Genomic DNA, 23,875 nt, shown 5'->3' with positions numbered 1-23,875 from the left:
GCACGATGGCCGATAGAGCATACGGCTACGCCGGGAAGATACTGGTGCTGAACCTGGAGGACGAATCCTGCGAGACCGTCGACACCGATCCCTACGTGGGGGAATGGGTGGGAGGCCACGGCCTGGCCTCGAGGCTGTTCTGGGAGTACTGCGAGGACAAGACCGTCGACGCGCTTGATGACCGGAACGTGATCGTCATCGCCTCGAACCCCTTCGCCGGAACCATCGTTCCCGCAGGCGGCGGGCGCGTGGAGGTCACCGGTCTCGGGCCCTTCTCCTACCCCGAATGGTACTCGCGCTCGAGCGTGGGCGGGCGTTTGGGCGGCTCCATGAAGAATGCGGGCTACGACGCGGTGGTGGTGCGCGGCACGGCACCGCGCCACGTGTGGGTGAACGTGGTGAACGGCGACGTGACGTACTGCGACGCCGAAGACCTCTGGGGCAAAGACTCCTGGGAGACGCAGGAGGCCATCTGGGACCGCGTGACGAACAACACGCCGCTGGGAGAGTGGTTCGACCTTCCCGGCAACCGCGAAAGCGGCCGCTCGACCTCGCGTCCCGCCGTGTTCGCCATCGGGCAGGCGGGCGAGAACCTCGTGCGCAGCGCCACGATCACGCACGACGCGAGCCACGTGTCGGGGCAGAGCGGGTTCGGCGCGGTGTTCGGCGCCAAGAACCTCAAGGCCCTCAGCTTCATGGGCACGAAGTCCATCGACATCGCCGATCCGGCGCGCCTCGTCGAGCTGCGCCTGGAAATCCAGGAGAAGCTGGGCTACAAGGTGGACGACCCGGTGAACGAGGCTCCCGTTCCCCAGGCCGTGCCCCTGTACAGCTCGCTGCTGCACAACCCCGGCGGCGGCACCGTGGGCCAGACCGTCGGGCGCCCCGACGGCTGCCAAGGCTGCTACCGCAACTGCCGCGCCATCTACCGCGACCGCATGGGCAACCAGTCCACCTGCAACGCGGCCGCCTACTACACGGCCAGCGGCAAGCGCGAAGACCAGAAGAGGTGCAACTCCCTGCTGAACCAGCTGGGACTCGACGGCTACGAAACCGACATGCCCGTGTACCTGTACAACCTGTACAAGATGGGCGTTATGGGCAAGGGCAAGGAGATAGACACCGACCTTCCCTTCGAGAACTACAACAAGTACCAGTTCATCGACACGCTTCTGTATCGCATAGCCAACCGCGAGGAGATCGGCGAGGACCTGGCCGAGGGGCTCGTGCGCGCCACGATGAAGTGGGGGCGCTGGGACGAGGACAGCAAGGGCCTGCTGCGCCGCCCGAACTGGGGTTACCCCGAGCACTACGATCCGCGCCTCGAGGTCGAGTGGAGCTACGGCTCCATCTTCACGGAGCGCGACATCAACGAGCACGGCATCAACTGGTGCGTGCACCACAGCGCGCTCGTTCCCATGATGTTCGGCCAAGACCCCTTCCTCCCCGCCGACAAGCTCGTGGAGCAGGTGGCGAAGGGCACGGGGCTCGAAGACCCGCTGTGCTTCGACTACTCAGAGAAGGGCATCTACTCCGATGAGAAGGTGCGCGCCGTGTCGTGGCACCGCCATTACGGGCGCTTCTGGATACAGTCGATGGGCCTGTGCGATTGGATGTGGCCGAGCTTGGTCAACTTCACGAACATGACCGACACCGACTACGCCGGCGTTTCGCCCGCGTTCGAAGTGGAGCTGTTCAAGGCCGTGACCGGCCGTGACGACTTCACGTACGAGAAGAGCCTGGAGCTGGGCCACAAGCAGCTGCTGCTCGACCGTGCCATCTGGGTTTTGCAGGGGCGCGAGCCCGAAACCGAGCAGCTGGCCGACTACGTGTTCGAGCTGCCCACTGACACGCCTTACCAACTGCCCGTATACGAGAACGGCACGTGGTCGTACTCCGACTGCCTCGGCCGCACGCTCGACCGCGCGAAGTTCAAAGACGTGCAGCAGCGTTTCTACGCGAGCGAGGGTTGGAGCGAGCACGGCTACCCGAAACGCGAGGTGCTGGAACAGTTCGGCTTGGCCGACGTGGCCGACGCGCTCGCCGCGGCGGGCAAGGGAGCGTGATATCGTGGCAACCTCATATGTTGACAAGCGCGACGCCGCCCGGCTGACGAAGGCCATCTTCAGCAAAAGCCCGGGCGAAAGCGACTCTGCGAATGGAAATGACGTCTTGAGCACCGAGATTCCGGCGGTCGAAGCGGATGCGGCCCTGCCCGACGACTACGCCTCTCCCGAGGCGGATCGCCTGTTCCCGCGGCCGACGCCGGAGGAGGCCGAGCACAACCTGCGCGACCTCACCTGGGGGGAGCATATCGTGGCCACCCGCATGGCGGCCGCACGCGGCAACTCCACCGCCTATCTCTACAGCCTGCAGGAGGCCGCGATCTTCTTCTTGGACGGGAACTCGGGCGGGGTGACCTTGGGCTCGTCCGGCTCGTTCGCCTGGGTCGACCTCGACCGGTTCGTCGCGTGGATCCGCGACACGGTGGGCGACGAGCCGTTCGCCGCCGTGCTGGAGGAGAAGCTGGGCGCCCTCGACGCTTACAACGACAAGATCGAAACGATGCGCCAGCTGCTCGACCTGCGCATGACGCAGTACATTCCCTACCTCCCCGCCGACGAGGAGGACGATGCGGGCGAAGACGGCGCGTCGGACGCCGACGAGGGTGCGGTCGCAGGCGAAAGCGCCCGCGAGTAAGGAGACCAGACGAAATGACGAACTCAGGGCACGACGATTCCGCAGGCTCGGTTGCACCGCAGCCGCCAGCGCCCCAAAAGCAATCGGGCGGGATCTCCCGTCGACAGTTCCTCGCCGGCCTGGGAGGCCTTGGCATCGGCGCCCTCTTGGGCGCCGGCGTCGTGGGCATCGCGCTGCCCGACGGCGTGTACGCCATCGAGGCGTCGGGCGGTTATCTGCTGGTGGACTCAAAGAAGTGCGCCGGCTGCCAGAGCTGCATGCTGGCCTGCACGCTCGTGCACAGCGGCAAGGAGAACCTGGCGTTGTCGAGGATGCAGGTGCACAAGAACGCGTTGGCCGGCTTCCCCGAGGACATAAGCCAGCACCAATGCCGGCAGTGCCCCGAGCCGTCCTGCGTGAACGCCTGCCCGGTGGGCGCCATGCACTGCGACCCTGAAACCGGTGCGCGCCTTGTGGACGAGGACCGATGCGTCGGCTGCGAGCGTTGCGTGGAGGCGTGCCCGTTCACGCCGTCGCGCGTGCAATGGAACTTCGAAGAACGGCACGCGCAGAAATGCGATCTGTGCAAGAACACCCCGTACTGGAACCACGAGGGCGGCCCGAAGGGCGAGCAGGCTTGCGTGTGCGTGTGCCCCATGAAGGCCATCGCGTTCACGAACGAGCTGCCGCAGCAAACCGACCAGGGCTACGACGTGAACCTGCGCAACGAGCACTTCGCGCGCATGGCGTTCCCCATCGACGACGACGCGGTCGTCCCCGCGCAGGTGTACCTCGACTCGGTCATGCCGAAGCCGAAGGCGTAAAGGAGAAGGAAGGACCACGATGTCTGACACGAACTACGGTTACGCGGGGAGCATCCTTGTCCTCAACCTGACCGACGAGAGCTACGAGATCATCGACAGCGCGCCCTACGTCGCCGAATGGATCGGCGGCCACGGGCTGGCATCGAAGCTGTTCTGGGATTACTGCGAGGACAAGAGCGTGCAGGCGTTCGACCCGAAGAACGTCACCGTCGTCGCCGGCAACCCGTTCTCCGGCACGCTCGTGCCGTCGTCGGCCGCGCGCGTGGAGATAACGGGTCTGGGGCCGTTCTCGTATCCCGAGTGGTACACGCGCTCGAGCATCGGCGGCCGCATCGCCGGCATGATGAAGGCGGCCGGCTACGACGCCTGCGTCGTATGCGGCAAGGCCGAGCGCCCCGTATGGGTGAGCGTGGAGAACGACGAGGTGACGTTCCATGAAGCCGACAGCCTGTGGGGAATGGGCACGTGGGACACGCAGGAGGCCGTGTGGAGCGAAGTGACGCACGGCACGCCCGACGGCGGGTGGTACGAGTTCACGCGCAGCCGTGACGGCGGCCGTTCGGCCGACCGTCCCGCCGTTCTGGCCATCGGGCCCGCCGGCGAGAACCTCGTGCGCACGGCCACCATCACGCACGACGCCAGCCATGTGGCCGGGCAAAGCGGGCTCGGCGCCGTTTGGGGAGCGAAGAACCTCAAGGCCCTCAGCTTCATCGGCTCGAAGAGCTTCGACATCGCCGATCCGGCGACGCTCGTCGACCTGCGCATCGAATTGCAGCGCGACTACGGCTTCCATGTGGACAACCCCACCATCGAGCTGCAGAGCGTGGCGTACGCCCCCATGGGCGAGATCATCCGCCAACCCGGCTTCAGCACGCTGTCGTGGAACCTGCGCGACACCACGGGCCGCCCCGAGGGGTGCCTCGGGTGCTACCGCAACTGCCGCGTGAACGTCAAAGGCCGCATCGGCAACGAGGCCACCTGCAACGCGAGCACGTACTACACGGCCTCGGGCAAGCTGGAGGACCAGCTGACCACGAACACGATGCTGAACGACTTGGGGATAGACGGCTTCGAGGTGGACCTCATTCCCTACCTGCGCAACCTCAACAAGATGGGCGTCATGGGGCCCGGCAAGGACATCGACACCGACCTGCCCTTCGACCAGTACAACACCGTGGCCTTCCCCGAAACGCTGCTCAAGCGCATCGCCTACCGCGAGGAGATCGGCGACGATTTGGCCGAAGGCCTGGCGCGCGCCGCTATGAAGTGGGGACGCTGGGACGAGGACACGGCCACGGGGCTCTTGCAGCGCCCGTACTGGGGCTACAGCATGCACTACGACCCGCGCGTCGAATCGGAATGGGGGTTCGCCACCATTCTGGGCGAGCGCGACGTGAACGAGCACGGCCTGAACTGGATCATCCACTGGACGCCGCTCATCTGGACGCGCCTGGGCGACCCGTGGCTTTCCGCTGAGGACTTCGTCACGGAGATCACCGAGCTCATGGGCCTGTCCGATCCGAAGTGCCTCGACTTCAGCGAAGAGGGCATGTACTCCGACAAGATGGTGGAAACCATCGAATGGTACCGCTACCACGGCCGCTTCTGGATCCAGACCATGGGCATGTGCGACTGGGCCTGGCCGAACCTCGTCAACTTCGTGAACTTCGACCAGGATGACTACGGCGGCGCCTCGCCCCGCTTCGAGCTGGGTTTCTTCAAGGCCGTCACCGGGCGGGACCTCACCTACGAGGAAAGCCAGGACTACGGGCGCAAGTTCCTTTTGCTCGATCGCGCCATATGGATCGAGCAGGGGCGCGAGCGCGAGGACGAGCAGTTCGCCGAGTACATCTACAGCGTGCCCACCGACACCCCCTACTACATGCCCGCCGTCGAGAACGGCGAGTGGGTGTACAGCCAGAACCTGGGGCGCACGCTCGATCGCGACAAGTTCGAAGCGGTGAAGTCGAAGCTCTACGAGCACGACGGCTTGAACGAAAAGGGCTATCCGAAGAAGGCCGAGCTGGAGAAGTACGGCTTGGACGACGTTGCGAGGCGGCTCGAGGAGCTGGGCAAGATAGGATAGCGATGGGGTTTCCCACCAACCATAGCACCTTCGAGGCGAAGGGCCCGGCGGTGAGGCCGGCAGCGGGCGCGCCGCCGGCCGCCGGCCGCAGGACGGACGCGGTGCATGCGTTCGACCTCGACGCCGTCCTCGCGCAATTCCCCTTGCTCGTGGCCGGTCGACGCGGGGAGAAGCCGCTCGTCTACCTCGACAACGCGGCCACCACGCACAAACCGGAGTGCGTGTTGTCGGCCCTCGAATACTATTACCGTTGCGCGAACGCGAACGTCGACCGGGGCGTGTACCCGCTGGCCACGGCGTCGACGAAGCTGTACGAGGAGGCGCGGCGGACGGCGGCGCTTTTCGTAGGCGCGGCCGAAGACGAGATCGTGTTCACGTCGGGCGCCACCGCGGCGCTCAACCTGGTGGCGTACTCTTGGGGTATGGAGCACCTGCAGCCTGGCGACGAGGTGGTCCTCACAATGGCCGAGCACCATAGCAACCTGCTGCCGTGGCAGCAGGTTGCCCGGCTCAAGGGTGCGAAGCTCGTGTACCTGCTGCCCGACGCGCAGGGACGCATTCCCGACGAGGAGATCGACGCGAAGATCGGGCCCCGCACGAAGATCGCGGCGGTGGCGCACGTGTCCAACGTGCTGGGAAGCGTGTTCCCCGTGCGGCGCGTTGCCGACGCCGTGCACGCCTACGGCGGCGCGCTGGTGGCCGACTGCGCGCAGAGCGTCGCGCACCTGCCTGTGGACGTGCGGGCGCTCGATGCCGACTTCCTGGCGTTTTCGGGTCACAAGATGTACGGCCCTATGGGCGTGGGCGTGCTGTACGGCAGGCGCGAGCTTTTGGCCGGCATGGAACCTTTGCTGCGCGGGGGAGGCATGATCGAGAGCGTGTTCGAACAGCACGCCGCGTTCGCCGACGCGCCCGCGCGGTTCGAGGCCGGCACGCCGAACGTCGCCGGTGCCGTCGGTTTGGCCGAGGCCATGCGGTTCTTGCTGGAGGTGGGATACGACGCCGTGCGCGCACGCGAGCGGCGCCTGGTCGAGCGCTTGCTGGCGGGGCTCGCGGCGCTTCCCGACGTGCGCGTGCACGGAGCGCCGCACCGAGAGGATGGGGTTGCGGGCGGGGGAGCGCCCGAGCCGTCGCGTTGCGGCGCGGTGTCGTTCAACGTGCGCGGCGTGGACGCCAACGACGTGGCTGCGGCGCTTGCTCGCGACAACGTGGCCGTGCGCGCGGGCGCCCATTGCGCGGAACCCCTCGTCCGCTATCTGGGCGAGCGCGCCACGTGCCGCGCCAGCCTCGCCCTTTACAACACCGAAGAAGACGTCGACCGCTTCCTCTCATCGGTGGAGAACGCGAAGCGTAACGTCTCGCGCATGATCATGGCGAGCATGCATTGAGGGGGCGGCGCAGCGGAGGCGCACCTGGTTGAAAGTGTCGTCGGAACAGGTGGTTTTCACGACCACCCTGTAGGGCAAGGGCTCTGCCCTTGCCGTCGACCTGCGAAAACGTTCCTTGTTGAGCGGCAAGGGCAGAGCCCTTGCCCTACGGAGCGAACGACGAGATGCGCGCGTTTCGAAAGGTTTCGATGCGGCGTTTTAATGCGAGCACATGGGCGCGTCGGGAAGATCGATCTTCAGGGCGCCGGCGGCCAGGCCGCGCAGTTCCTCGAGCGTCAGCTCGTAGCACGCCAAGGCGTCGATCCAGCGGCGCAGGCACCGACGGCCCTTGTCGGTGAGCGAGAACAGGCGCTTGGCGGAGCCCTCCTCGGGCGTGTCCCACACCGAGGTGACCAGCTCGGCCTCCTCCATGCGCTTGAGGGCGCGGTAGATGCCGGTGGCGTCGGGCTTTTTGCCGCCGAACATGGGGGACTCGGCGGCCTGCTGCACGATGACGTAGCCGTGCAGCGGTTTGTCGGAGCAGGCGAGCAGGGTGAGGATGGTGGGCTGCGACAGGCGGTTAAGCGATTTTCCGAGTTCGGCGCATTCCTTCATGTCTTCGTCGGACTTGGGATGGCAGCTGCTCCACATGGGCGGACCCTCTTTCTCGTTCTGATTTCGTCACCCCTTGCAGATGGACTGCGCGACGGGCGGGTGCGTTTTACCTCGTGAATTGACAAACACTATCATCTCATAACTATTTGCAGATTGCTACTAGTCAATAAATGAAAATATTAGCTTTTTCGGTATAGGGTTGGGAATCGTCGTCGACATTCGCACGCTCGATTGGCTGTCGGCGATCAATGCCGTCCGGACAGGGCGAAGGCCCGGAAACCGGGCCTTCGCAGCGATTCCAACCGCGTCACGCCGAAAGGGCGCGGTCAGATTCCCATGACTCCCACGATGAACGGCACCCAGAATGTGATGAGGGCGATGAGCACTACGGCTGGCACGATGCCCGTTTTGAACATGTCGCCGAACGTGTAGTACCCTTCGCCGTACGTGAGCATGACGGTGGGGTTAACCGGCAAGAGCACGTTGCCTGCCACGACGATGGCGAGCGAGATGGTGGGCACGGCGGCGGAGACGCCGAAACCTGCGCACAACGTGATGAAGATAGGGATGAAGATGGCGAGGATGGCCGCTCCGATGGGGCAGATGGTGTGCAGGATGTAAACGAGCGCCATGAGGATGGCGATGGACGCGAAGAAGCCCAGGCTCGTCACACCGCTGCCCATGAACAGGTTGGCTAGGAACTCGGCACCTCCCGTGGCCTGCACGACGCCGCCGATGGTGAAGATGGTGCCGCACATGAGCACAATGCCCCACGGTACCGATTTTTGGAACTCTCCCCAGGTAAGTAGGTCGATACCCGGCAGGAACATGACGGTGAGGCCCACGAGGGCGACCACGGTGACGTTGAGCACGGGAATCCAGTTGCCGAGGATCCACAGCACCACGAGCAGCACGATCATGAGCAGCGCCTTGACGTCGTAGGCGCTCACCTTGGTCGATGCTGCCGCCTCGTCCCGGATGCCCTGCAGGCACGCGTCGGTGATGGGCTCCGGCTTGATGATCTTCGTGATGAAGAACCAGCAGATGGGCGTCATGACGATGGCGATGGGCAGGCCCACGATCATCCAATCGAAGAAGCTGATGGTCTGACCGGTGGTTTGCTGCAGTATCTGCATGGCTACGACGTTGAATGAGCTGCCGGCCGGCGTTGCCACGCCGCCGGTGACGGCGGCCACAGGGACGGCGATCATGAGGTCTTTGCCGAGATTCGACTTGCCGGGCTCGGCTCCGGCGGCCTTCAAGATGGTGAGGGCGAAGCCGAGGAACAGCACGGTGGTGGGCACGTCGGACATGACGGTGGACACGAGCGTGGTGGCTATCATGAAGCCTAGCACGAGTTTGCGCGAGTCAGAGCCCGTCCAGTTGAGCAGCTTCGCCATGAGGCGCACGCCCCACTTGGTCTTGCCCATGATGACCGGCAGCGAGAACACCGCGATGATGAAGAACAGCGGCGAACCGGCAAAGCCGGAGAACGCCTGCGACACGCTGTCCACGATGCCGAGCAGCGGCAGCATAATGACCACGAATAGGGCAATGGCGCCGATAGGCAACGCCGAAGTCGCCCACATGGACGCGAGGGCGAGCAAGAGGCCAAGGGCCATGATGCCCTGATGGCTGATGGCCTCTGAACCGGGAATGAGACACGAGCCGACGATGAACACGGCGGCGAGCGCCAGGCCGATGATGCGTTTGGTAAGAGGCACGGTGGTGCTTTCCATTGTTTCCTCCTTTTTAGTGCGATTGCTTTTACGTGCGAGACGCTAAGAGGCAATCACCCCCTTTTCCCGCCGTCGCTCGGACGGCGGGTTTTCGAGTATCGCACGAAACGCGTCCCCTTACGCTCCGTGCTGATATCGGGTCGGCTCCGGCTGCGAACGGCCTGAGCCGACCCGATCGTGTTACTCGGCGGCGAACAGCTCCACGGGCCCCATGTTGCGGTCCTCGTCGACCGTCGAGGCCTCGAGCACGCGCGTGAGGTAGCCGTCGGCCTCGAAGTACACGCGCCAGCTCGCGGCGGGCACCTGGTGGAACCAGAAGTCCCCGAACCCGTCGGACTCGGCCGCCAGGACCTCGCCCGTGTCCAGGTTCTCGGCCGTGACCTTGGCGCCGGCCACCACCTCGTCGGCCTCCAGGTCCACGACGACGCCGGCCAGGAAGCGCTTGGGCAGGTTCAGGTAGTGCACGCGCGGCCGGTCGGCCTCCGCGCGCTCGGGCACGAGCGCCTCCGCCGCCGCGATCTCGGCCGCGAAGTCCTCCTCGTCGCCGAAGCGCAGGGCGCCGTGCGGGCACACGTCCACGCAGTGCGGGACCTCCCCGGCGTCCACGAGGTGGGCGCAGCCGGTGCACTTCTGCGGGATGGCGAGCTCCTCGTTCCAGAAGATCGCGCCGTAGGGGCACGCCTCCGCGAGCTCCCTCTTGCCCTTCGCCTTCTCCGGGTCCACGATCACGAGGCCGTCGTCGCGGCGGTACACGGCGTCGGGCGCCGCGGCCATGCAGGGCGCGTCCTCGCAGTGCTGGCACATATGAACGGTGTAGCTGATCTTGACCTTCGGCACCTGGCCGCGCACCTTCTCGTCCACGCGGGTCCAGAACTGGCCCGTGTCCGGCTGCGGCTTGGCCCAGGGGCTCCAGTCGTTGTCGACGTGCTCGTCCTTGCAGGCTATCTGGCAGTTGCGGCAGCCGCTGCACTTGGCCACGTCGATGATGAACGCCTTTCCCATGGCTTTACGCTCCTTCCACAATACGGGCGGTCGCGACGAGGCCGCAATCGGGCTCGTAGTCGCGGTTGAACGCCTCGGGGTACTCTTCGGCCAGCTGGAACACGTCGACCTTCTCAACGTTGACCAAGAAGCCGCTCGTCACTTCGCCGACGGTGTTCTTGGACGTGGTGGCCGTGGGGGCGATGAGGTTGTTCGCACCGCCGCGATCCAGGCCGTGCTCGCCCAGCTTGATGGTGTCGCAGCGCGAACCGTGGTCCTGGTACACCGCGCCCGGCATGATGCGCTCGGTCACGCGCACGCCGCCGAGCACCGCCCCGCGCTCGTTGTATATCTTCGCCACGTCGCCCGTCTCCAGGCCCAGTTTGCCGGCGTCGACGGGATGGATCCACAACGGCTCGTACTTGTAGCCGTCGGGGCCGGTGACTTTGCATTCCTCCATCTCGCGGAACCACGTGACGTCATCGTGCTGCGCGTGCACGCGGAAGTGCGGATGGTTCGACACGAGCAAAAACGGGAACTTGCGCCCGCGCTCCGTAGCCTGGCGCTCCTGGTGCGAGGGGCTTGTGGCCACCCAGCGGGGAATGGGCCCGCGCTCGTTGTCGTCGGGGAAGTTCTGGGCGAGCGTGGTGGAGTAGTACTCGAGCTTGCCGGACGGCGTCTTGAGGGGGTGTCCCTCGGGATCCTCGTAGAACTGGCTCAAGCCGGCGGGCAGCTCCTTCCAGTCCTCGCGCGTGGGGAAGGGGTAGTACTGCTTCTCTTTGAACTCCTCGAACGTGAGCTCTTCGGGCACGCCGCAGGTTTCGAAGCCGAACTCGATCCATTCGTCATCGGTCTTGCCGCCCAGGTAGCGATCGAGCAGATTCTCGTACAGGCCGCCGAACTGCTCAAGCTTTTTGGCGACCTCCGCCACGACTTCCTTGTCGGACTTCGACTCGCCCACGGGCTTGATGGCCTGACGCTCGTAGAACACGACGTTCCATTGCCCCGAGTCGGAGTCGGTACCGATGTCCTCGGTCTCGAACTTCGTGTTCGAGGGCAGGATGATGTCGGCGAACATGGTGTCGTTCTCCATCCAGGGGTGCTGCACGACCACGCATTCGATGGACTCGTGGCGCAGCGCGTCCTGCATATGGAAGCCGCCGTTCCAGCACGTCTCCCAGCACGGCGTGTCGGACCACACCATGTGGATGCGCTCCTTGCCTTCGAGCGGGAACTGGAACGGGCCTGTGAACTGGTCTTCGCGCGGCAAGCCTGCAGACACGTGGCCGTACCATTGCACGGGCGGGTTCATGATGGCCTCGGGGATCATGGTCTTCGGGATGAAGCTGGGCTGCGAGCCGTGCACCCAGCCGCGGTAGGCGGCACCCAGGTTCGGGATCTTCGTGGAGGGCGGCAGCGGCGTGACGGTGGGCATGCCGAACAGCGTCCACTCAATGAACTTGAACTGGTTGGCGCCGGGCTTGCCCACGCCCTGCATGCCCAAGAGCGCCACTTCCAAGCGCGCCGGTTCGTGCGAGAACGTGGAGCGGATGTAGGATCCGCCGTTGCAGTGACCGATGGACACGGCGTGGCTCGCCCAGTAGCGGGCGAGGGCCTTGATGGTGTAACTGGGAACACCGCAGATAGCCTCGGCCCACTTCGGCGTTTTCGGCACGCCGTCCTCCCCGCCCATGACGTAGTACTTGAAGTTCTCGAAGCCCACGGCGTGCGTGTCGAGGTAGGCCTGGTCGTAGGTGCCCTCCTTGATCCACGTGTAGGCTATCGCCAGCTGCAGGGCCGCGTCGGTGTTGGGAAGCACGGGGATCCACTTGTCGGCGTGCACGGCGTTCGTGTAGTTCACGTCGGGCGAGATGTGGATCTGCTTCACGCCGAGCTCGGTGAACCAGTAGCACAGGCGGCTGGCCATGTAGCCGCCCCAGCCGAGCGGCGTGGTCTCGACGTCGCAGCCCCAGAAGAGCACGGCGTCGCCGTTCTCCGAGATGTCCTTGATGATGTTGTTCTGCAGCGACTGTTGGCCCAGCGGGTCCATGCCCCAGACGTGCTTGGCTCCCCAGTACCAGCCTTCCCAGCTGTCGGGGTTGCGGGCTTGCGACGTGAAGCCGCCGCACAGCTCGAGCATCTTCACCATGCAGCCATGGGACGCGTGGACGATCTTCGTCTCGCCGTGGCCGTCGTACTCGCACAGCACTGATTCGGGGCCGTATTCGTCGTGTACGCGCTTGATCTCGTCGGCTACGAGCTGCGCGGCCTCGTCCCAGCTGATGCGCACGTAGCCGCTCGTGCCGCGCGTCTCGGGATGGCGCTCGCCGTTCGGGTCCCAATCCACGCGCTTGAGCGGGTAGGGGATGCGGTTCTTCGAGTACACGCGCTTCTTGTAGCACAGCGACAGCGGCGAGATGAGCGTCTTGAAGCCCGGCTCGAACGTCTTGCCGCGCGCCTCGATCTTCCAAGCGTTCAGGTCCTCCGGCGTGTAGTGCTCGTCGAAGTGGAACGGCCTGATGCGCAGGATCTTGTCGTTCTCCTCGTCGATGTCGACCGTGCACGCGTTCGTGCCGATGCCGAAGCTGTTGAAGCCCAGGCCCTTCACGATGGGCGTGCCTTTCACGTTGTCTGTCATGTAGGTCTCCTCTCCTGCTTTCTGCGCCCGGTTCGTCGGCCGGGCGCGTGGCATCCCGGCTTGCGCAGTGCAAGGCCGGGATGGTGGTCCCCTTGGTTACGCGGTAGGCGCGGGCGGCTTGGGGGCCGAAGGCGCCTTCGGCACGCTCGGCACTTTCGGAGCGCCGGGCACGCCCGGAACCGGCGGCGGGGTTGGCGCTCCCGGAGGTGCGGGGATGCCGGGCGACGGCGCGGCCTTGGCGCCGCAGTTAGGGCATTCGTCGGCTGTGGGGTCGACTTCGGCACCGCACTGGGGGCATTTCACGGGACCGTTATCGACGGTAGGGGGTCTGAAGCACATGGCTCTTCCTTTCTGCGGGCGCATCCCGCATGGTTCGGGTCGTTCGATGCATGCACGTCGGACTGCGCGAGCAGCCGACGGTTGCAGCCTAACGGGGACGGACGAGCAGTTGGCGGGGTTTTTCGTCGAGCTTGCGCGCCAGCTCTTCCACAGGGCCGTACGCGAGAACGGCGGCTTGGCAGTGGTGCACGCAGGTCGGAAGCTTGCCTGCTTCGGTACGCGCGGTGCACAGATCGCATTCGTCCGTGAAGTTCGGCACGAACGAGTGTTGCCAACGGTCGCCCTCGATCTGCCAAGGGCCCAGCTGGGCCACGACCACGCCGTAGCGGCTGACGGGCAGCTTGTGCTCCATCTGGCAGGCCACCTCGCAAGCACGGCAGCCTGAGCACCATTCGTAGTCGACGAGTATTCCGAAAGCGGTCATGGCTACTCTCCTTCCCGGACCTTGTACACGCGGCAGAGCAGCGTCTTGTAGTTGCTTCCCAAGCCGCTCTTTCCGGGTGTCCAGGTGATGAGCTGGTTGATGTTCATGTTCCAGAGGTCGAACAGGCCGTCCTCAAGCGCGGCGGGCGCTTCAGGGCGCCACCAGGCGTGATCGGTGGAGCACACGCGGGGGTCGAGCGCGTTCGTGGTGCGCACGCGCCGTTTGGCGCGACCGCGCTCGTTTTCCACCCAAGCCCAGTCGCCGTCCTCCAGGCCGTAGCGCACGGCCGTCGCCGGGTTCATCTCGATGACGGGGTCGGGGTGCATAGCGCGCAGGTGCGGCACCTGACGGTGCTCGGAGTGGAACAGGCCCAGTTGGCGCGCGCCGGTGGTCAGCACGAGCGGGTAGGTTTCATAGGCATCGGGCGTGCTGACGGGACCGGGCACGGGCTCCTCGAAGTAGGGCAGCGGGTCCAGGCCCACCATGCTGTAGAGCGTCGACCATAGTTCGATGCGGCCCGTGCCGGTTTCGAAGCCGGGCTTCCCGTCGGCTCGGAACAGGCCTTTCTCGTGCTTCTTGTACGTGAAGGGCAGGTAGGCCGGGGCGTTTTCCTGCAGTTCGGGGAACGTCATGCCCGTGTCCTTCAAGATGAACGTGAACATGTCCTCGACGGTATCCCATGGCCAGGCGTCGGCGTTGAAGCGCTTGCCCATCTCCAGGTTTATCTCCATGTCGGATTTGCATTCGCCGATGGTCGTCACCTTGTTGATGGACTCTCCGCGCTGCACGCCGTCGCCCACGCGAATGCCGTCGCGCTCAGGGAACGTGCATGCTGGCAGCAGCACGTCGGCCAGCGCCATGGCGGTGGGGGTCATGAACAGGTCCACCACCACGATGAACTCCAGCGTGTCGAGGGCGGCCAACGTGCGTTTCGGGTCGGGACCCGTGCAGGCCAGCGGGTTCGTGGTCTGCAACCAGCCCGCGCGCAGCTTGTAGGGTTTGCCCGTTTCCAACGTGTTGATGGTCTCGTCGGTGGAAGCCGGGCCCATAGCTGCCTTGAACAGCGGATAGACGTCGTTGCCGATCTTCTTCTGCTGGCGGATTTCCTCGGGGATGAGCTCGCGGCCCCAGCCGGCGGCATAGTAGAGGATGGACGGCGGGGCTATCATGCCACCGGGCACGTCTACGTTGCCGGTGATCTCGAACAGCGCGCTGATGGCCTGGCCGGCCGGCAACGTCTCCTTCGTCATGTCCACGGCTACGCCCCACTGGACGATGGCTCCGTCGGCCGCGGCGAACGCGCGGGCCGCGGCGCGGATCTTGTCGGCGGGAACCCAGGTGATGCTCTCCACCTTCTCGGGCGTGAACGCGCTCACGCGCTCGGCCAGCTCGTCGAAGCCGTAGCACCAGCAGTCAACGAAGTCCTTGTCGTAGATGCCCTCTTCTATCATGACGTTGAGCATGCCCATGGCCAGCGCCGCGTCGGTGCCGGGGCGCAGCTGCAGGAACACCTCGGATTTGCTTGCGAGCCACGTGCGCTTCGGATCCACCACGATGATCTTGCTGCCGCGCTTCATGCAGTCGGTGACCCAGTGTCCGTACAGACCGTCGGAATTGGACACGACGGGATTGTTGCCCCAGATGAGAATCATGCCCGGCACGTTCCATTCCGGGTTGTCGTAGCGATCGGCGAACTGCTGGGAGTAATCGCCCAGCCAAAACGCCCCGCTCGACACGCGGCAGCCGGCGATGCGCGGTGCGTAGCATGCGGTTCCGGACAGCGCCACCGTGTAGTTGGGGCTACCGTACGACCAGGCCAAACGCGTGATCCACGGTGCGATGTCGCGTCCGGTGCCCTGCCAGAACGTCACGCATTCGGGCCCGTACTGATCGCGCAGCGCCAGGAACGTATCGGCGATCAGGTCGAATGCCTCGTCCCATGAGATGCGCTCCCAGGTGTCTTTGCCGCGCATTTCGCGAGCGCGCTTCATCGGGTGCGTCAGACGGTTCTCATGGTTGACCACTTCTGGCAGCGCCAGACACCGTGCGCACAGCCTGCCTTGGTTGAACGGGTTCTCGCGGTCGCCCTCGACCTTCACGAGCCGGCCGTCCTCGTCGGTGTACATGAGCACGCCGCAGCCCAGATGGCACCCCGGCCCCGTCCAAGCGCTGCCGCGGGTGACGGTGAGGTCGCCCTCTTCGTAGCGCAGCGGCTTCTCGTGCTCGACGAACGTGTATCCTCGATCCTCCATCGTGATACCCTGCCCCCTTCTCGTCTTCTGATGCGGGTTCGCCCGTGGTCGTCGTCGTTGCGCGGCGTTTGCGAGCGGACCTTTCGCGCCTCGGTTCGCGAGGTCCGCCAGGGCGTCTTCGCGCTCTGCGGCGAGTCCTCTCGTTTGGTCCGAGTTCGTGGGGCACAGTATTTTTCGTCTGGCCAAAATAATCTACAACTGCTAAGGTTGAAAAAGGGTTTTTCGGAATTTCAATGTCATACGCAAATGTTGAGGTGATGTATTTATGGGGGTTTCACCTGCGGTTTCTTGTCCTGAGCGCACGCACACGCCGGGCGACTTGCTTTCGACGTACATCTTGGCGGGGCTCGGTTTCGCCTGCCTTATCGGGTGGGAGCTGTCGGCGGTGTTCGGCCCGTCGCTTGCTTTGCTGAGCTTTTGCGACATGCGCGAGGCGGCGGCGCTGCGCATCGTTTCGGTGCTCACGCTGGCGGCTACGTTCGGGTTCTATGCTTGGAAGGCCGACTGGGTTTTCGAGCACCGCAACCGCTTCCTCACCGTCGGATCGTTGCTGGCCCTCGTGGCAGTGGCGAACACGGTGGCGAACCTTGCGTTTTCCGGAATACCGCTTGCGGTGTCGGTGGCGGCATGGGCTCTTTTCGGGTTCGCGCAGGGCAGCATCATGATGTACTGGTGCGTGTTCTTCAGCCTCATTCCCACCCGGCGCACGGCGGTGTCCATCGGTTTGGGATCGGCGCTCGGCACGCTCATGTTCGTGTTCGCGAACGCGTCCGACGCGCTATGGATGAACTTGGCCGAGATCGCGTTGCTCATTATCGGGTCGGTGACGCTCGTGGCGTTCCTGTCCACGCGCATCCCTCCGGATCGCATTCTGCCGGTAAGCGCGTTCCATCGCACGTCCGTCCTCACGGTACCGGCGTCGCTGTCGGTGGCGTGCCATGGGGCGGTCTACGGCTTCATGGCCATTGCACTGTGTTCCATGGGTCCCGTCGCCGCTCTCGTGGGCGGCGCCAGCGGCTTGGTGGGAGGCGGGTTCGCACTGCTGTGGGGATACCTAGGGCCGAAGGTGGATATAGACACCGGCGTGGTGCAACGCATATCCCTGCCGTTTCTTGTGGCGGGCGTGTTGCTGTTTCCCTTGTTCGAAGGGGTAGGGCGTATGGTGTGCGGCTGCCTGGTCATCACGGCGCTCGCACACGCCTCCATCATCGCTTGGTACTCCACGAGTATCGACAACTACGAGTTCCGTCTGCATCCGGTCGACCGCTTCGCGTTGCGCGAGGCGCCTAATTGGGTCGGTTTTTTGCTGGGGTCCATCATCGCGTACGTGTTCATCTTCACGGTTCACATTGACGGGTGGGCGTACGATCTGGCCATGGCGGTGTTCGCGCTCGTGGTGGTGGTGGCGTTCTCCGTTTACGGAGGCAACGAGTCGCAGACGAAGAAGAGGCTGAATGCGCTGTTGACGCCTGCTCCTGTGGAGGCGCTCGTGTCGGGCGGAGGAGTGCAGGGCGAGGATGCGCCGACGGCTCCGCCCCGCTCGTTCAAACAGCGTTGCGAACGCGCCTCCGAACAGTACGGTCTGACGCCGCGGGAGGACGAGGTGTTTTTCCTGTTGGCCAAGGGGCGCAACGCCGAGTACATCGCCGAGCAGCTGGTGGTGAGCCCGGCCACGGTGAAATCCCATATCTACCACATCTACCGCAAGCTCGGTATCAACTCGCAGCAGCACCTCATGAACATCGTCGACGATTGCGAAGAGGAGTAGATGGGGAAGGGCTGTCCGGTAATCCCTCGATAGGCGTTCGCGGAGACGACAACGGCCCGGCGAGAATCCTCGCCGGGCCGTTCGATGTTTCTCGATCGATTTCTACAGCACGCCGTCGTATTTCGCGTGCACTTCGTTGTCGGGCTTCCAGCCGGCTTCGAAAGCGGCGTTGGCGAAGAAAATGCGGATGTCCGCACGGTTGTCGTTTCTCAGCCAGAATATTTTCACGGCATCGTCGGCTGCCGGATCTTCGAACCACAGGCCCTCGCCGGTGGCTTCTTCGGGAGTGGGCGTTTTGTAGACGATGAGGTCGGCGTCGAAGAACTGGTAGACCTGGCATGCCAAGATGTCGGCCGCTTCTTCGGTTTCAACGGTGCGGAATTTCGTCATGGTGAATCCTCCTTTGTCGATAGACACGTTATGCGCCTGAGGGGCGCGAGGAGGTTCGACGTTGACTGGCTGGCGCCATCTTAGCAAGCTCGGGCGCGTTGCGCAAGCTGCCGCGTCACTTCCGCTGCCAGCAGCGGCACGGTGTCGAGCGTGGCCGCCATGCGCGGCTCGATGGTGAGATCCAGGCTTTTTCGGAGTGTGATCAGCAGTAACGCGTACTTCGTCTCCACGGACGACGCGCCTGCGCAGTTCATGGACAGATCGCCCAGCCCGCCACCGTCCTCGAGCGCCGCAAGGCGGAGCTCGATGCTGTGCTCGGCCAGCTGGTTCACGTCGTCGCTCCAGAACCCGTCGTTGATGAGGTAGCGCAGGCGGATGAACTCCTTGAGGCGCTCGTACACGCCCTCGTAGGTGGCGGGCTCGCTGCGCAGCTCTTCCAGCACGGCGTTGGAGCGCTCCTTCGCCCGCTTGATGTGTTCGATAGAGCCCATCTCCGCTCCTCTCCTTCGGTCGTATCCGTTCTTGGCGCGCGTCAGCGCCGCATAGCGGCATCCATTCTAGGATCGTTCGCGGACGGGGGCATCAACATGGCGAGCGGATTTGCCTTTGCGGAACCGTTTCAACCTTTGCGTATGAAGCCCGCGCGCGTTTCAACATGCGAAGTCGATGCGCAAGCGGCCCGGCGGCGCGAGGATTCGGCTATCGCAAATAAGCGAGAAAGGGGGAGGTTCGACCGACTGGCTGGCTGTTCCGCGTGCAACGCGCGCATTGGAGGGCATCGACCGAGAGGGGGAATGCCGAAGACCGACGCCGTCCGTGCAGTGCAAGGGGCTTTGCACGGAGACCCATGACTACTTGGAGGAGAATTTTATGGAGCAAAAGAAATCGTTCTACGGTTGGAAGTTGGCCGTGGTGCTGGGCATTATCTACTTCTGCTCGAGCGCGTTCGTGCTCGCGGCTGCCCAGATCGTGAATCCCATGATGTTCAAGTCGGGCGAGATCCAGATGGACGCCACGATGCTCGGCATGGGCTTCACGCTGTTCGTGCTGTGCCAGGGCATCCCCACACCGCTTCTGGGCCAGCTCATTGCGAAGAAAGGCGCCCGTTTCACCATGATCATCGGCGGCTGCGTCATGCTGCTGGGCACGCTGGCCATGTCGTTCTTCGTGCATGAGGCGTGGTCGTACTTCCTGTTCTTCGGCGTGCTCATGTCCATGGGCTCCATGGCGCTGGGGCAGCTGTCCACCCAGACGGTGGCCGGCAGCTGGTTCATCGCGAACCGCGGCAAGGCCATGACCATCGTCATGGTTATCGGCGGCGCGGGCTCCATCTTGGCCCCGCAGATCGTCAAGGCCGCCATCGACGCCGCCGGCGGCGCGTGGCAGGCCGGCTGGTACGCACTCATCGCCGCTGCCCTCATTGGCTTGGTGCTGGCCGTCTTCCTGGTGAAGAACACGCCTGCTTCCATCGGCCAGCTGCCTGACGGCGTTGCCGACAGCAAAGCCGTTGTCGCCGAGGCCAAAGAGTCGAAGGTGTACAAGAACGCTGACAGCATCACGTATAAAAAAGCCCTCAAAACGCCGGCCATGTGGCTTATCGCCCTTACGCTGGCTGGCGGCTACACCGCTTTCAGCTTGAACACCTCGCAGGGCGTCATGAACTTCACGCAGCTCGGTTTCGACAACGGCCTTATCGTCACCGCCGTGTCGGTTATGGGATTCGCCATGCTCACCGGCCGTTTGGTGGTGGGCGTCATATCCGACCGCTTCGAGCCCATCCGCCTCATGGGGCTGTGCGGCGTCATGCTGTTCGTCGCCATCCTGTTGGGGGCGTTTGCCACGCCGAGCGCGCCGGTCATGATGTTCGGCTACTACATTTTGCTGGGCTTTTTCTTCGGCGCCATCAACACGGTCGGCCCCACGGCGCTGGCCAATTACTTCGGCGCGGGCCACTACTCGAAGATTCTCAGCACAGGCATCATGGTGACCACGATCGTGTCCGCTCCCATCGCAACCATCGTGGGCGCCACGTTCGACGCCACGGGGGCCTGCACGACGGGCTTTCTCATCAGCGCCGGCATCGTGGCCGTTTGCACGATCTGCTCGCTGTTCGTGCGCCTTCCCAAGAAGGGCTCAGCCGCCGCGGCCGATCAGGACGAGGTGCGCGCCTAGCGCGCCTTGGCGATAGAGAGGAGAGACATGAAACTTGCTGACGAGTTCGAACTGCGCAACAACCGCGAAGTCACGCTCAACGTGCGTCCCATCGAGATAGGCCTGTACCACGACTACGTGTTCGAGGGGCCATGCCGCTTCGGGCGCGGCGACGAGCTCACGCGCGAGCACGACATGATGGTCATAGAGATGAAGAGCAAGAACGACGAGAAAATGCTGCACGACTTGTTCGACGGCATCCCCGGCGTGAACGTCATGGACCAGATCGTCATCAAGCGCGACGAGACGTTCCCGCTGAACGATGCTATGCTCGAGAAGATGGCGACCGATCGCGACGACGTGGATCTGTACGTGTTCAACTTCACCGTGTTCGGGGCCGACCTTGCTATCGCGTTCTCGCAGAAGTACGGCAAGCCGTCCATGATCCTGCCCACGCCGAACAACGACGCCCATATGTCGGCGGCTTATCGCGCACGCGGCCTTGAGATGCATAGCCCGGCAACGCTCGAAGAAGCCAAGAAGACGCTCGTGGCCCTGCGGGCCCGCAAGGTCATGGCGAACACGCGGGCACTCGTGGTGGTGCGCAACAACTCCGTGCATCCGGTGACGAACTACGATTCGTTCCTCGACCATTTCGAGGTGACGAAGAAGCTGGGCACGTCGTTTACCTACTACAACCTGCACGAGTTCCTGGACCAGTTGCACAACGTCGCTCCCGACACGAATCCCACGCTGCCGGGCCGCGTGGCCGACAACATCAACGACGAGGACGAGAAGGCCGTCGGGGCGATGGTGGACGAGTTCATGACGGGCGCAACGGTCTGCGACATGGACCGAGACAAGATCGTGCCCTCCATGCGCGCGCACTACTTGGTGAACAAGCTGTTGAAGAAGCTGGACTGCAATGCATTCGCGGCACCCTGCCCCGATATGTGCGCCACCCGCCGTCTGAACCATGAGCAGACCACGCTTTGCCTGAACCATACGCTCAACAACGAGAACGGCGTGTGCTCCGCCTGCGAGCAGGACGTGTCGGCGCTTTTGTCCATGGTGGCCCTGTCCGCCGTGTCGCAGAGCGCACCCTACATGGGCAACACGGTGCCGGTGAAGTTGGACGCCGATGACGAGCTGCGCATCAAGACGCGCATCATGTTCCGCCCGTACTCGTGCGACGAGGAGACGCCGCGTCTCGAGGAACAGCATGCCGATGCCATCATGTCCATCTATCATGCGGTGCCGAACCGCCAGTTCAAGGGTTACGATGCCGAGCAGGCTCCCTACGATGTCCGACCGTTCGCCATGGACGGGCGTTGGGGCGCCACCGTGCGCTACGACTTCAAGCGCGACATCGGCGAGCCCATCACGCTGGCCAAGTTCGATCCCACGTGCTCGAAGCTGCTCGTGGCTCGCGGTACGATCGTGGGCGGCATAGGCGCCTTGGACGAGAACTGCAGTGAGGGCGTGTTCTTCAGCGTGTCCGACGGCCGCGCGTTCCGCGAGGCCACCATGTGGACGGGCAACCACACGGCGCTCGTGTACGGAGATTGGTTCGACGAGATGGTGCTGTTCGCCGAGAGCGTGGGCTTGGAGCCGTTGGCGGTTGGCTAAAGCCGACGGTTTGCGGTTTGCCTGTTGGTCGGGTGCGGGTGCTCTCCGATGGGGGGCGCCCGCCCTGTTATCATGGGCGCATCCGGTTATGAGGAGGCAGGTATGAACGCCGATACGGCACTCGATTGCGCGCGCATTCGGGCAGACTTTCCCATTTTGTCCCAAGAGGTGAACGGGCGGGCGCTCGTGTATTTGGATAACGCCGCCACCACGCAGATGCCCGAATTCGTGCTCGACGCCATCGTTGCCCACTATCATGCCGACAACGCGAACGTGCACCGCGGCATACATACGCTGAGCGAGCGTTCAACGGCGAAGCTCGAAGCGGCGCGGGAGGCCGTGCGAAGGTTCCTGAATGCGGCCTCGGCGGACGAGATCGTGTTCACGTCCGGCACGACGGCCTCGGTGAACACGGTGGCGCGCGCTTGGGAAGCCCAGCTCGCGCCGGGGTCGTGCGTGATCGTCACGGCATTGGAGCATCATGCGAACTTCGTGCCATGGCAGCAGGCGTGCGCGCGCTCTGGTGCCGAGTTCTTCGTGTGCCCGCTTGCGGGGACGGGCGACGTTGACCTGGGCGCGTTGGAGACGCGGCTCGCGAAGGGCGGCGTGTCGATGGTATGCGTGGCGCACGTGTCCAACGTGCTGGGGTGCGTGGTGCCGGTGGATGTGGTGGCGCGCCTCGCGCACGCGCACGGGGCGGCCGTGCTGGTGGACGCGGCGCAGAGCGTGCGGCACGAGCGCGTCGACGTGCGGGAGATAGACTGCGACTTTTTGTGCTTCTCGGGGCACAAGGTGCTGGGACCTACGGGTATCGGTGTGCTGTACGGCAAGAAGGAGCTGCTGGATCGGATGGAGCCTGCCTGGTACGGCGGCGAGATGGTGGCACAGGTTGCGACCGCGCTCACGACGTTCGAGGAGCCTCCGCTGCGTTTCGAACCTGGCACGCCAAACTACGTGGGCGCCATCGGTTTGGCTGCGGCGCTCGAATACCTGGAGGGATTGGGACGCGATGCCGTGGCCGCGCGCGAAGCCGGTCTCGTGGCGTACGCCGAGGAGCGCCTGCGTGGCGTGGCCGGCGTCCAGGTGGTGGGGGCGCCCGCGCGGCGAGCTGGCTGCGTGTCGTTCACGGTGGAGGGCGCGCAACCGTTCGATGTGGCCATGCTCATGGATAAGCTGGGCGTGGCCGTGCGCTCGGGCTCGCAGTGCGCGCAGCCGCTGTTGGATGAGACGCTGGGCATTTCCAAGGTGGTGCGGGTATCGCCGGCGTTCTACAACACGCATGCAGAGATCGGCGCCTGCATCGAGGCGCTCGAGCGCGTCGTGCCGCTGGTGAGCAGGGGTCGGTAGGAGGGTGTCGACCTGCGGGACGGGCGGGCGGGGAAGCCGCACGGAACTCCTCGGACACTTCGCGAAACCTCGTCGTCCCGTGCGGTCTCCCCGCCCGCCCCGCTGCTGAGCTCCTTCCAGTGCCGTACGCTAGCGGGCGCGCTCGGCTTGGGTGAAGATGGCGGACGCGATGGCGCGCATGCCGTTGCGGCGTTGGGTTTCGAACAGGTCGTCGAGGCCGGCGCGTGCGGGCAGGTTAAAGGGGCAATTCAGAATGTCGGCGGGCGTGCGCTCGGAAAAGACGATCTGCATGACACGCAGGATGCCGCGCACGATGAGCGTGTCGCTTTCGAACGCGAACGAAAGCGTGCCGTCGTCGTTTCGCTCGACGATCATCCACACGCTGGACTGGCAACCCTCCACTTTCGCTGCTCGCTTCTTGTCCTTTTCGGACATGACGGGCAGCTCCGCCGCCAATCCCAGCAAATACTCGTAGCGGAAAAAGGGGTCGTCGAGCTCCTCGAAGTCGGCGATGAGCGCGTCCTGCGCCTCGCATGCTGGGTTCATGGGCGTCTCCTCGATGGACTTTGGGACGTCGAACGACGTCCCAAAGTCCATTATATCGTAGGATGATCAAAGCGAGGAAAGCATCCGTTTCGACCCATGC

19 protein-coding genes are annotated in these 23,875 nt (G+C 64.4%); 9 read left to right on the top strand and 10 right to left on the bottom strand.

Features of this window, described 5'->3' with window-relative positions; all coding sequences use genetic code 11:
• The first annotated feature begins 5 nt into the window (after positions 1 to 5).
• Genes HCH03_RS13535 through HCH03_RS13515 form a run of 5 tightly spaced genes read left to right on the top strand, consistent with a single transcriptional unit; the run spans position 6 to position 6,977 of the window.
• Positions 6 to 2,066 (top strand): aldehyde ferredoxin oxidoreductase N-terminal domain-containing protein, encoded by a 2,061-nt coding sequence (locus HCH03_RS13535; RefSeq protein ID WP_221689914.1) that lies wholly within the window; start codon positions 6 to 8, stop codon positions 2,064 to 2,066.
• A gap of 4 nt (positions 2,067 to 2,070) precedes the next feature.
• Complete coding sequence (locus HCH03_RS13530; protein ID WP_221689913.1) at positions 2,071 to 2,700, top strand: hypothetical protein; 630 nt, start codon at positions 2,071 to 2,073, stop codon at positions 2,698 to 2,700.
• A 14-nt stretch (positions 2,701 to 2,714) separates the two neighbouring features.
• A complete protein-coding gene (locus HCH03_RS13525) occupies positions 2,715 to 3,503 on the top strand; it encodes a 4Fe-4S dicluster domain-containing protein (protein ID WP_221689912.1) in 789 nt (262 codons plus the stop codon).
• 19 nt (positions 3,504 to 3,522) lie between these two features.
• Positions 3,523 to 5,589: an aldehyde ferredoxin oxidoreductase N-terminal domain-containing protein gene (locus HCH03_RS13520; protein ID WP_221689911.1), complete on the top strand. Its 2,067-nt coding sequence runs from the start codon at positions 3,523 to 3,525 to the stop codon at positions 5,587 to 5,589.
• Between the two features lie 2 nt (positions 5,590 to 5,591).
• Complete coding sequence (locus HCH03_RS13515) at positions 5,592 to 6,977, top strand: aminotransferase class V-fold PLP-dependent enzyme (protein WP_221689910.1); 1,386 nt, start codon at positions 5,592 to 5,594, stop codon at positions 6,975 to 6,977.
• A gap of 198 nt (positions 6,978 to 7,175) precedes the next feature.
• On the opposite strand, the gene HCH03_RS13510 is transcribed toward HCH03_RS13515, so the two are convergent.
• The 7 genes from HCH03_RS13510 to HCH03_RS13480 all read right to left on the bottom strand — a co-directional run bounded on the left by HCH03_RS13510 (position 7,176) and on the right by HCH03_RS13480 (position 15,944).
• Complete coding sequence (locus HCH03_RS13510; RefSeq protein WP_185905963.1) at positions 7,176 to 7,607, bottom strand: PadR family transcriptional regulator; 432 nt, start codon at positions 7,605 to 7,607, stop codon at positions 7,176 to 7,178.
• Between the two features lie 290 nt (positions 7,608 to 7,897).
• Positions 7,898 to 9,310: an SLC13 family permease gene (locus tag HCH03_RS13505; RefSeq protein WP_221689909.1), complete on the bottom strand. Its 1,413-nt coding sequence runs from the start codon at positions 9,308 to 9,310 to the stop codon at positions 7,898 to 7,900.
• Between the two features lie 180 nt (positions 9,311 to 9,490).
• A complete protein-coding gene (locus HCH03_RS13500; RefSeq protein WP_221689908.1) occupies positions 9,491 to 10,312 on the bottom strand; it encodes a 4Fe-4S dicluster domain-containing protein in 822 nt (273 codons plus the stop codon).
• Between the two features lie 4 nt (positions 10,313 to 10,316).
• Entirely contained in the window at positions 10,317 to 12,929 is a 2,613-nt protein-coding gene (locus HCH03_RS13495) for a molybdopterin-dependent oxidoreductase (protein WP_221689907.1), read from the bottom strand.
• Between the two features lie 96 nt (positions 12,930 to 13,025).
• Complete coding sequence (locus HCH03_RS13490; protein ID WP_185904975.1) at positions 13,026 to 13,268, bottom strand: zinc-ribbon domain-containing protein; 243 nt, start codon at positions 13,266 to 13,268, stop codon at positions 13,026 to 13,028.
• A gap of 88 nt (positions 13,269 to 13,356) precedes the next feature.
• The gene (locus tag HCH03_RS13485; protein WP_185904974.1) at positions 13,357 to 13,692 is read right to left on the bottom strand and encodes an oxidoreductase; all 336 of its coding nucleotides are present in this window, start codon (positions 13,690 to 13,692) and stop codon (positions 13,357 to 13,359) included.
• Positions 13,693 to 13,694: 2 nt separating this feature from the next.
• Positions 13,695 to 15,944 carry a molybdopterin-dependent oxidoreductase gene (locus HCH03_RS13480; RefSeq protein WP_221689906.1) on the bottom strand — a complete coding sequence of 750 codons (2,250 nt, stop codon included), beginning with the start codon at positions 15,942 to 15,944 and terminating at the stop codon, positions 13,695 to 13,697.
• A 265-nt stretch (positions 15,945 to 16,209) separates the two neighbouring features.
• On the opposite strand from HCH03_RS13480, the gene HCH03_RS13475 reads away from it, so the two are divergent.
• Positions 16,210 to 17,712, top strand: coding sequence for a helix-turn-helix domain-containing protein (locus HCH03_RS13475; protein WP_221689905.1), 1,503 nt, complete (start codon positions 16,210 to 16,212; stop codon positions 17,710 to 17,712).
• A gap of 102 nt (positions 17,713 to 17,814) precedes the next feature.
• On the opposite strand, the gene HCH03_RS13470 is transcribed toward HCH03_RS13475, so the two are convergent.
• Both HCH03_RS13470 and HCH03_RS13465 read right to left on the bottom strand, forming a co-directional pair.
• Positions 17,815 to 18,102: a DUF6150 family protein gene (locus HCH03_RS13470; RefSeq protein ID WP_080144768.1), complete on the bottom strand. Its 288-nt coding sequence runs from the start codon at positions 18,100 to 18,102 to the stop codon at positions 17,815 to 17,817.
• Positions 18,103 to 18,182: 80 nt separating this feature from the next.
• The gene (locus HCH03_RS13465) at positions 18,183 to 18,593 is read right to left on the bottom strand and encodes a hypothetical protein (protein ID WP_221689904.1); all 411 of its coding nucleotides are present in this window, start codon (positions 18,591 to 18,593) and stop codon (positions 18,183 to 18,185) included.
• A gap of 379 nt (positions 18,594 to 18,972) precedes the next feature.
• On the opposite strand from HCH03_RS13465, the gene HCH03_RS13460 reads away from it, so the two are divergent.
• The 3 genes from HCH03_RS13460 to HCH03_RS13450 all read left to right on the top strand — a co-directional run bounded on the left by HCH03_RS13460 (position 18,973) and on the right by HCH03_RS13450 (position 23,229).
• Positions 18,973 to 20,274, top strand: a complete 1,302-nt coding sequence (locus HCH03_RS13460) for an MFS transporter (RefSeq protein WP_185904971.1) — start codon at positions 18,973 to 18,975, stop codon at positions 20,272 to 20,274.
• A 27-nt stretch (positions 20,275 to 20,301) separates the two neighbouring features.
• Positions 20,302 to 21,882, top strand: a complete 1,581-nt coding sequence (locus tag HCH03_RS13455) for a hypothetical protein (protein WP_221689903.1) — start codon at positions 20,302 to 20,304, stop codon at positions 21,880 to 21,882.
• A 102-nt stretch (positions 21,883 to 21,984) separates the two neighbouring features.
• Positions 21,985 to 23,229, top strand: coding sequence for an aminotransferase class V-fold PLP-dependent enzyme (locus HCH03_RS13450; protein ID WP_221689902.1), 1,245 nt, complete (start codon positions 21,985 to 21,987; stop codon positions 23,227 to 23,229).
• Between the two features lie 129 nt (positions 23,230 to 23,358).
• Here HCH03_RS13450 and HCH03_RS13445 read toward each other — a convergent pair whose 3' ends face one another.
• Positions 23,359 to 23,775, bottom strand: coding sequence for a SufE family protein (locus HCH03_RS13445; protein ID WP_221689901.1), 417 nt, complete (start codon positions 23,773 to 23,775; stop codon positions 23,359 to 23,361).
• Positions 23,776 to 23,875: the final 100 nt, after the last annotated feature.

The sequence above is a fragment of the Gordonibacter massiliensis (ex Traore et al. 2017) genome, from assembly GCF_019731765.1.
GTDB lineage: Bacteria > Actinomycetota > Coriobacteriia > Coriobacteriales > Eggerthellaceae > Gordonibacter > Gordonibacter massiliensis.
The sequence above is the reverse complement of the archived record's forward strand: the minus strand, read 5'-3'. Positions and strand labels throughout refer to the sequence as shown.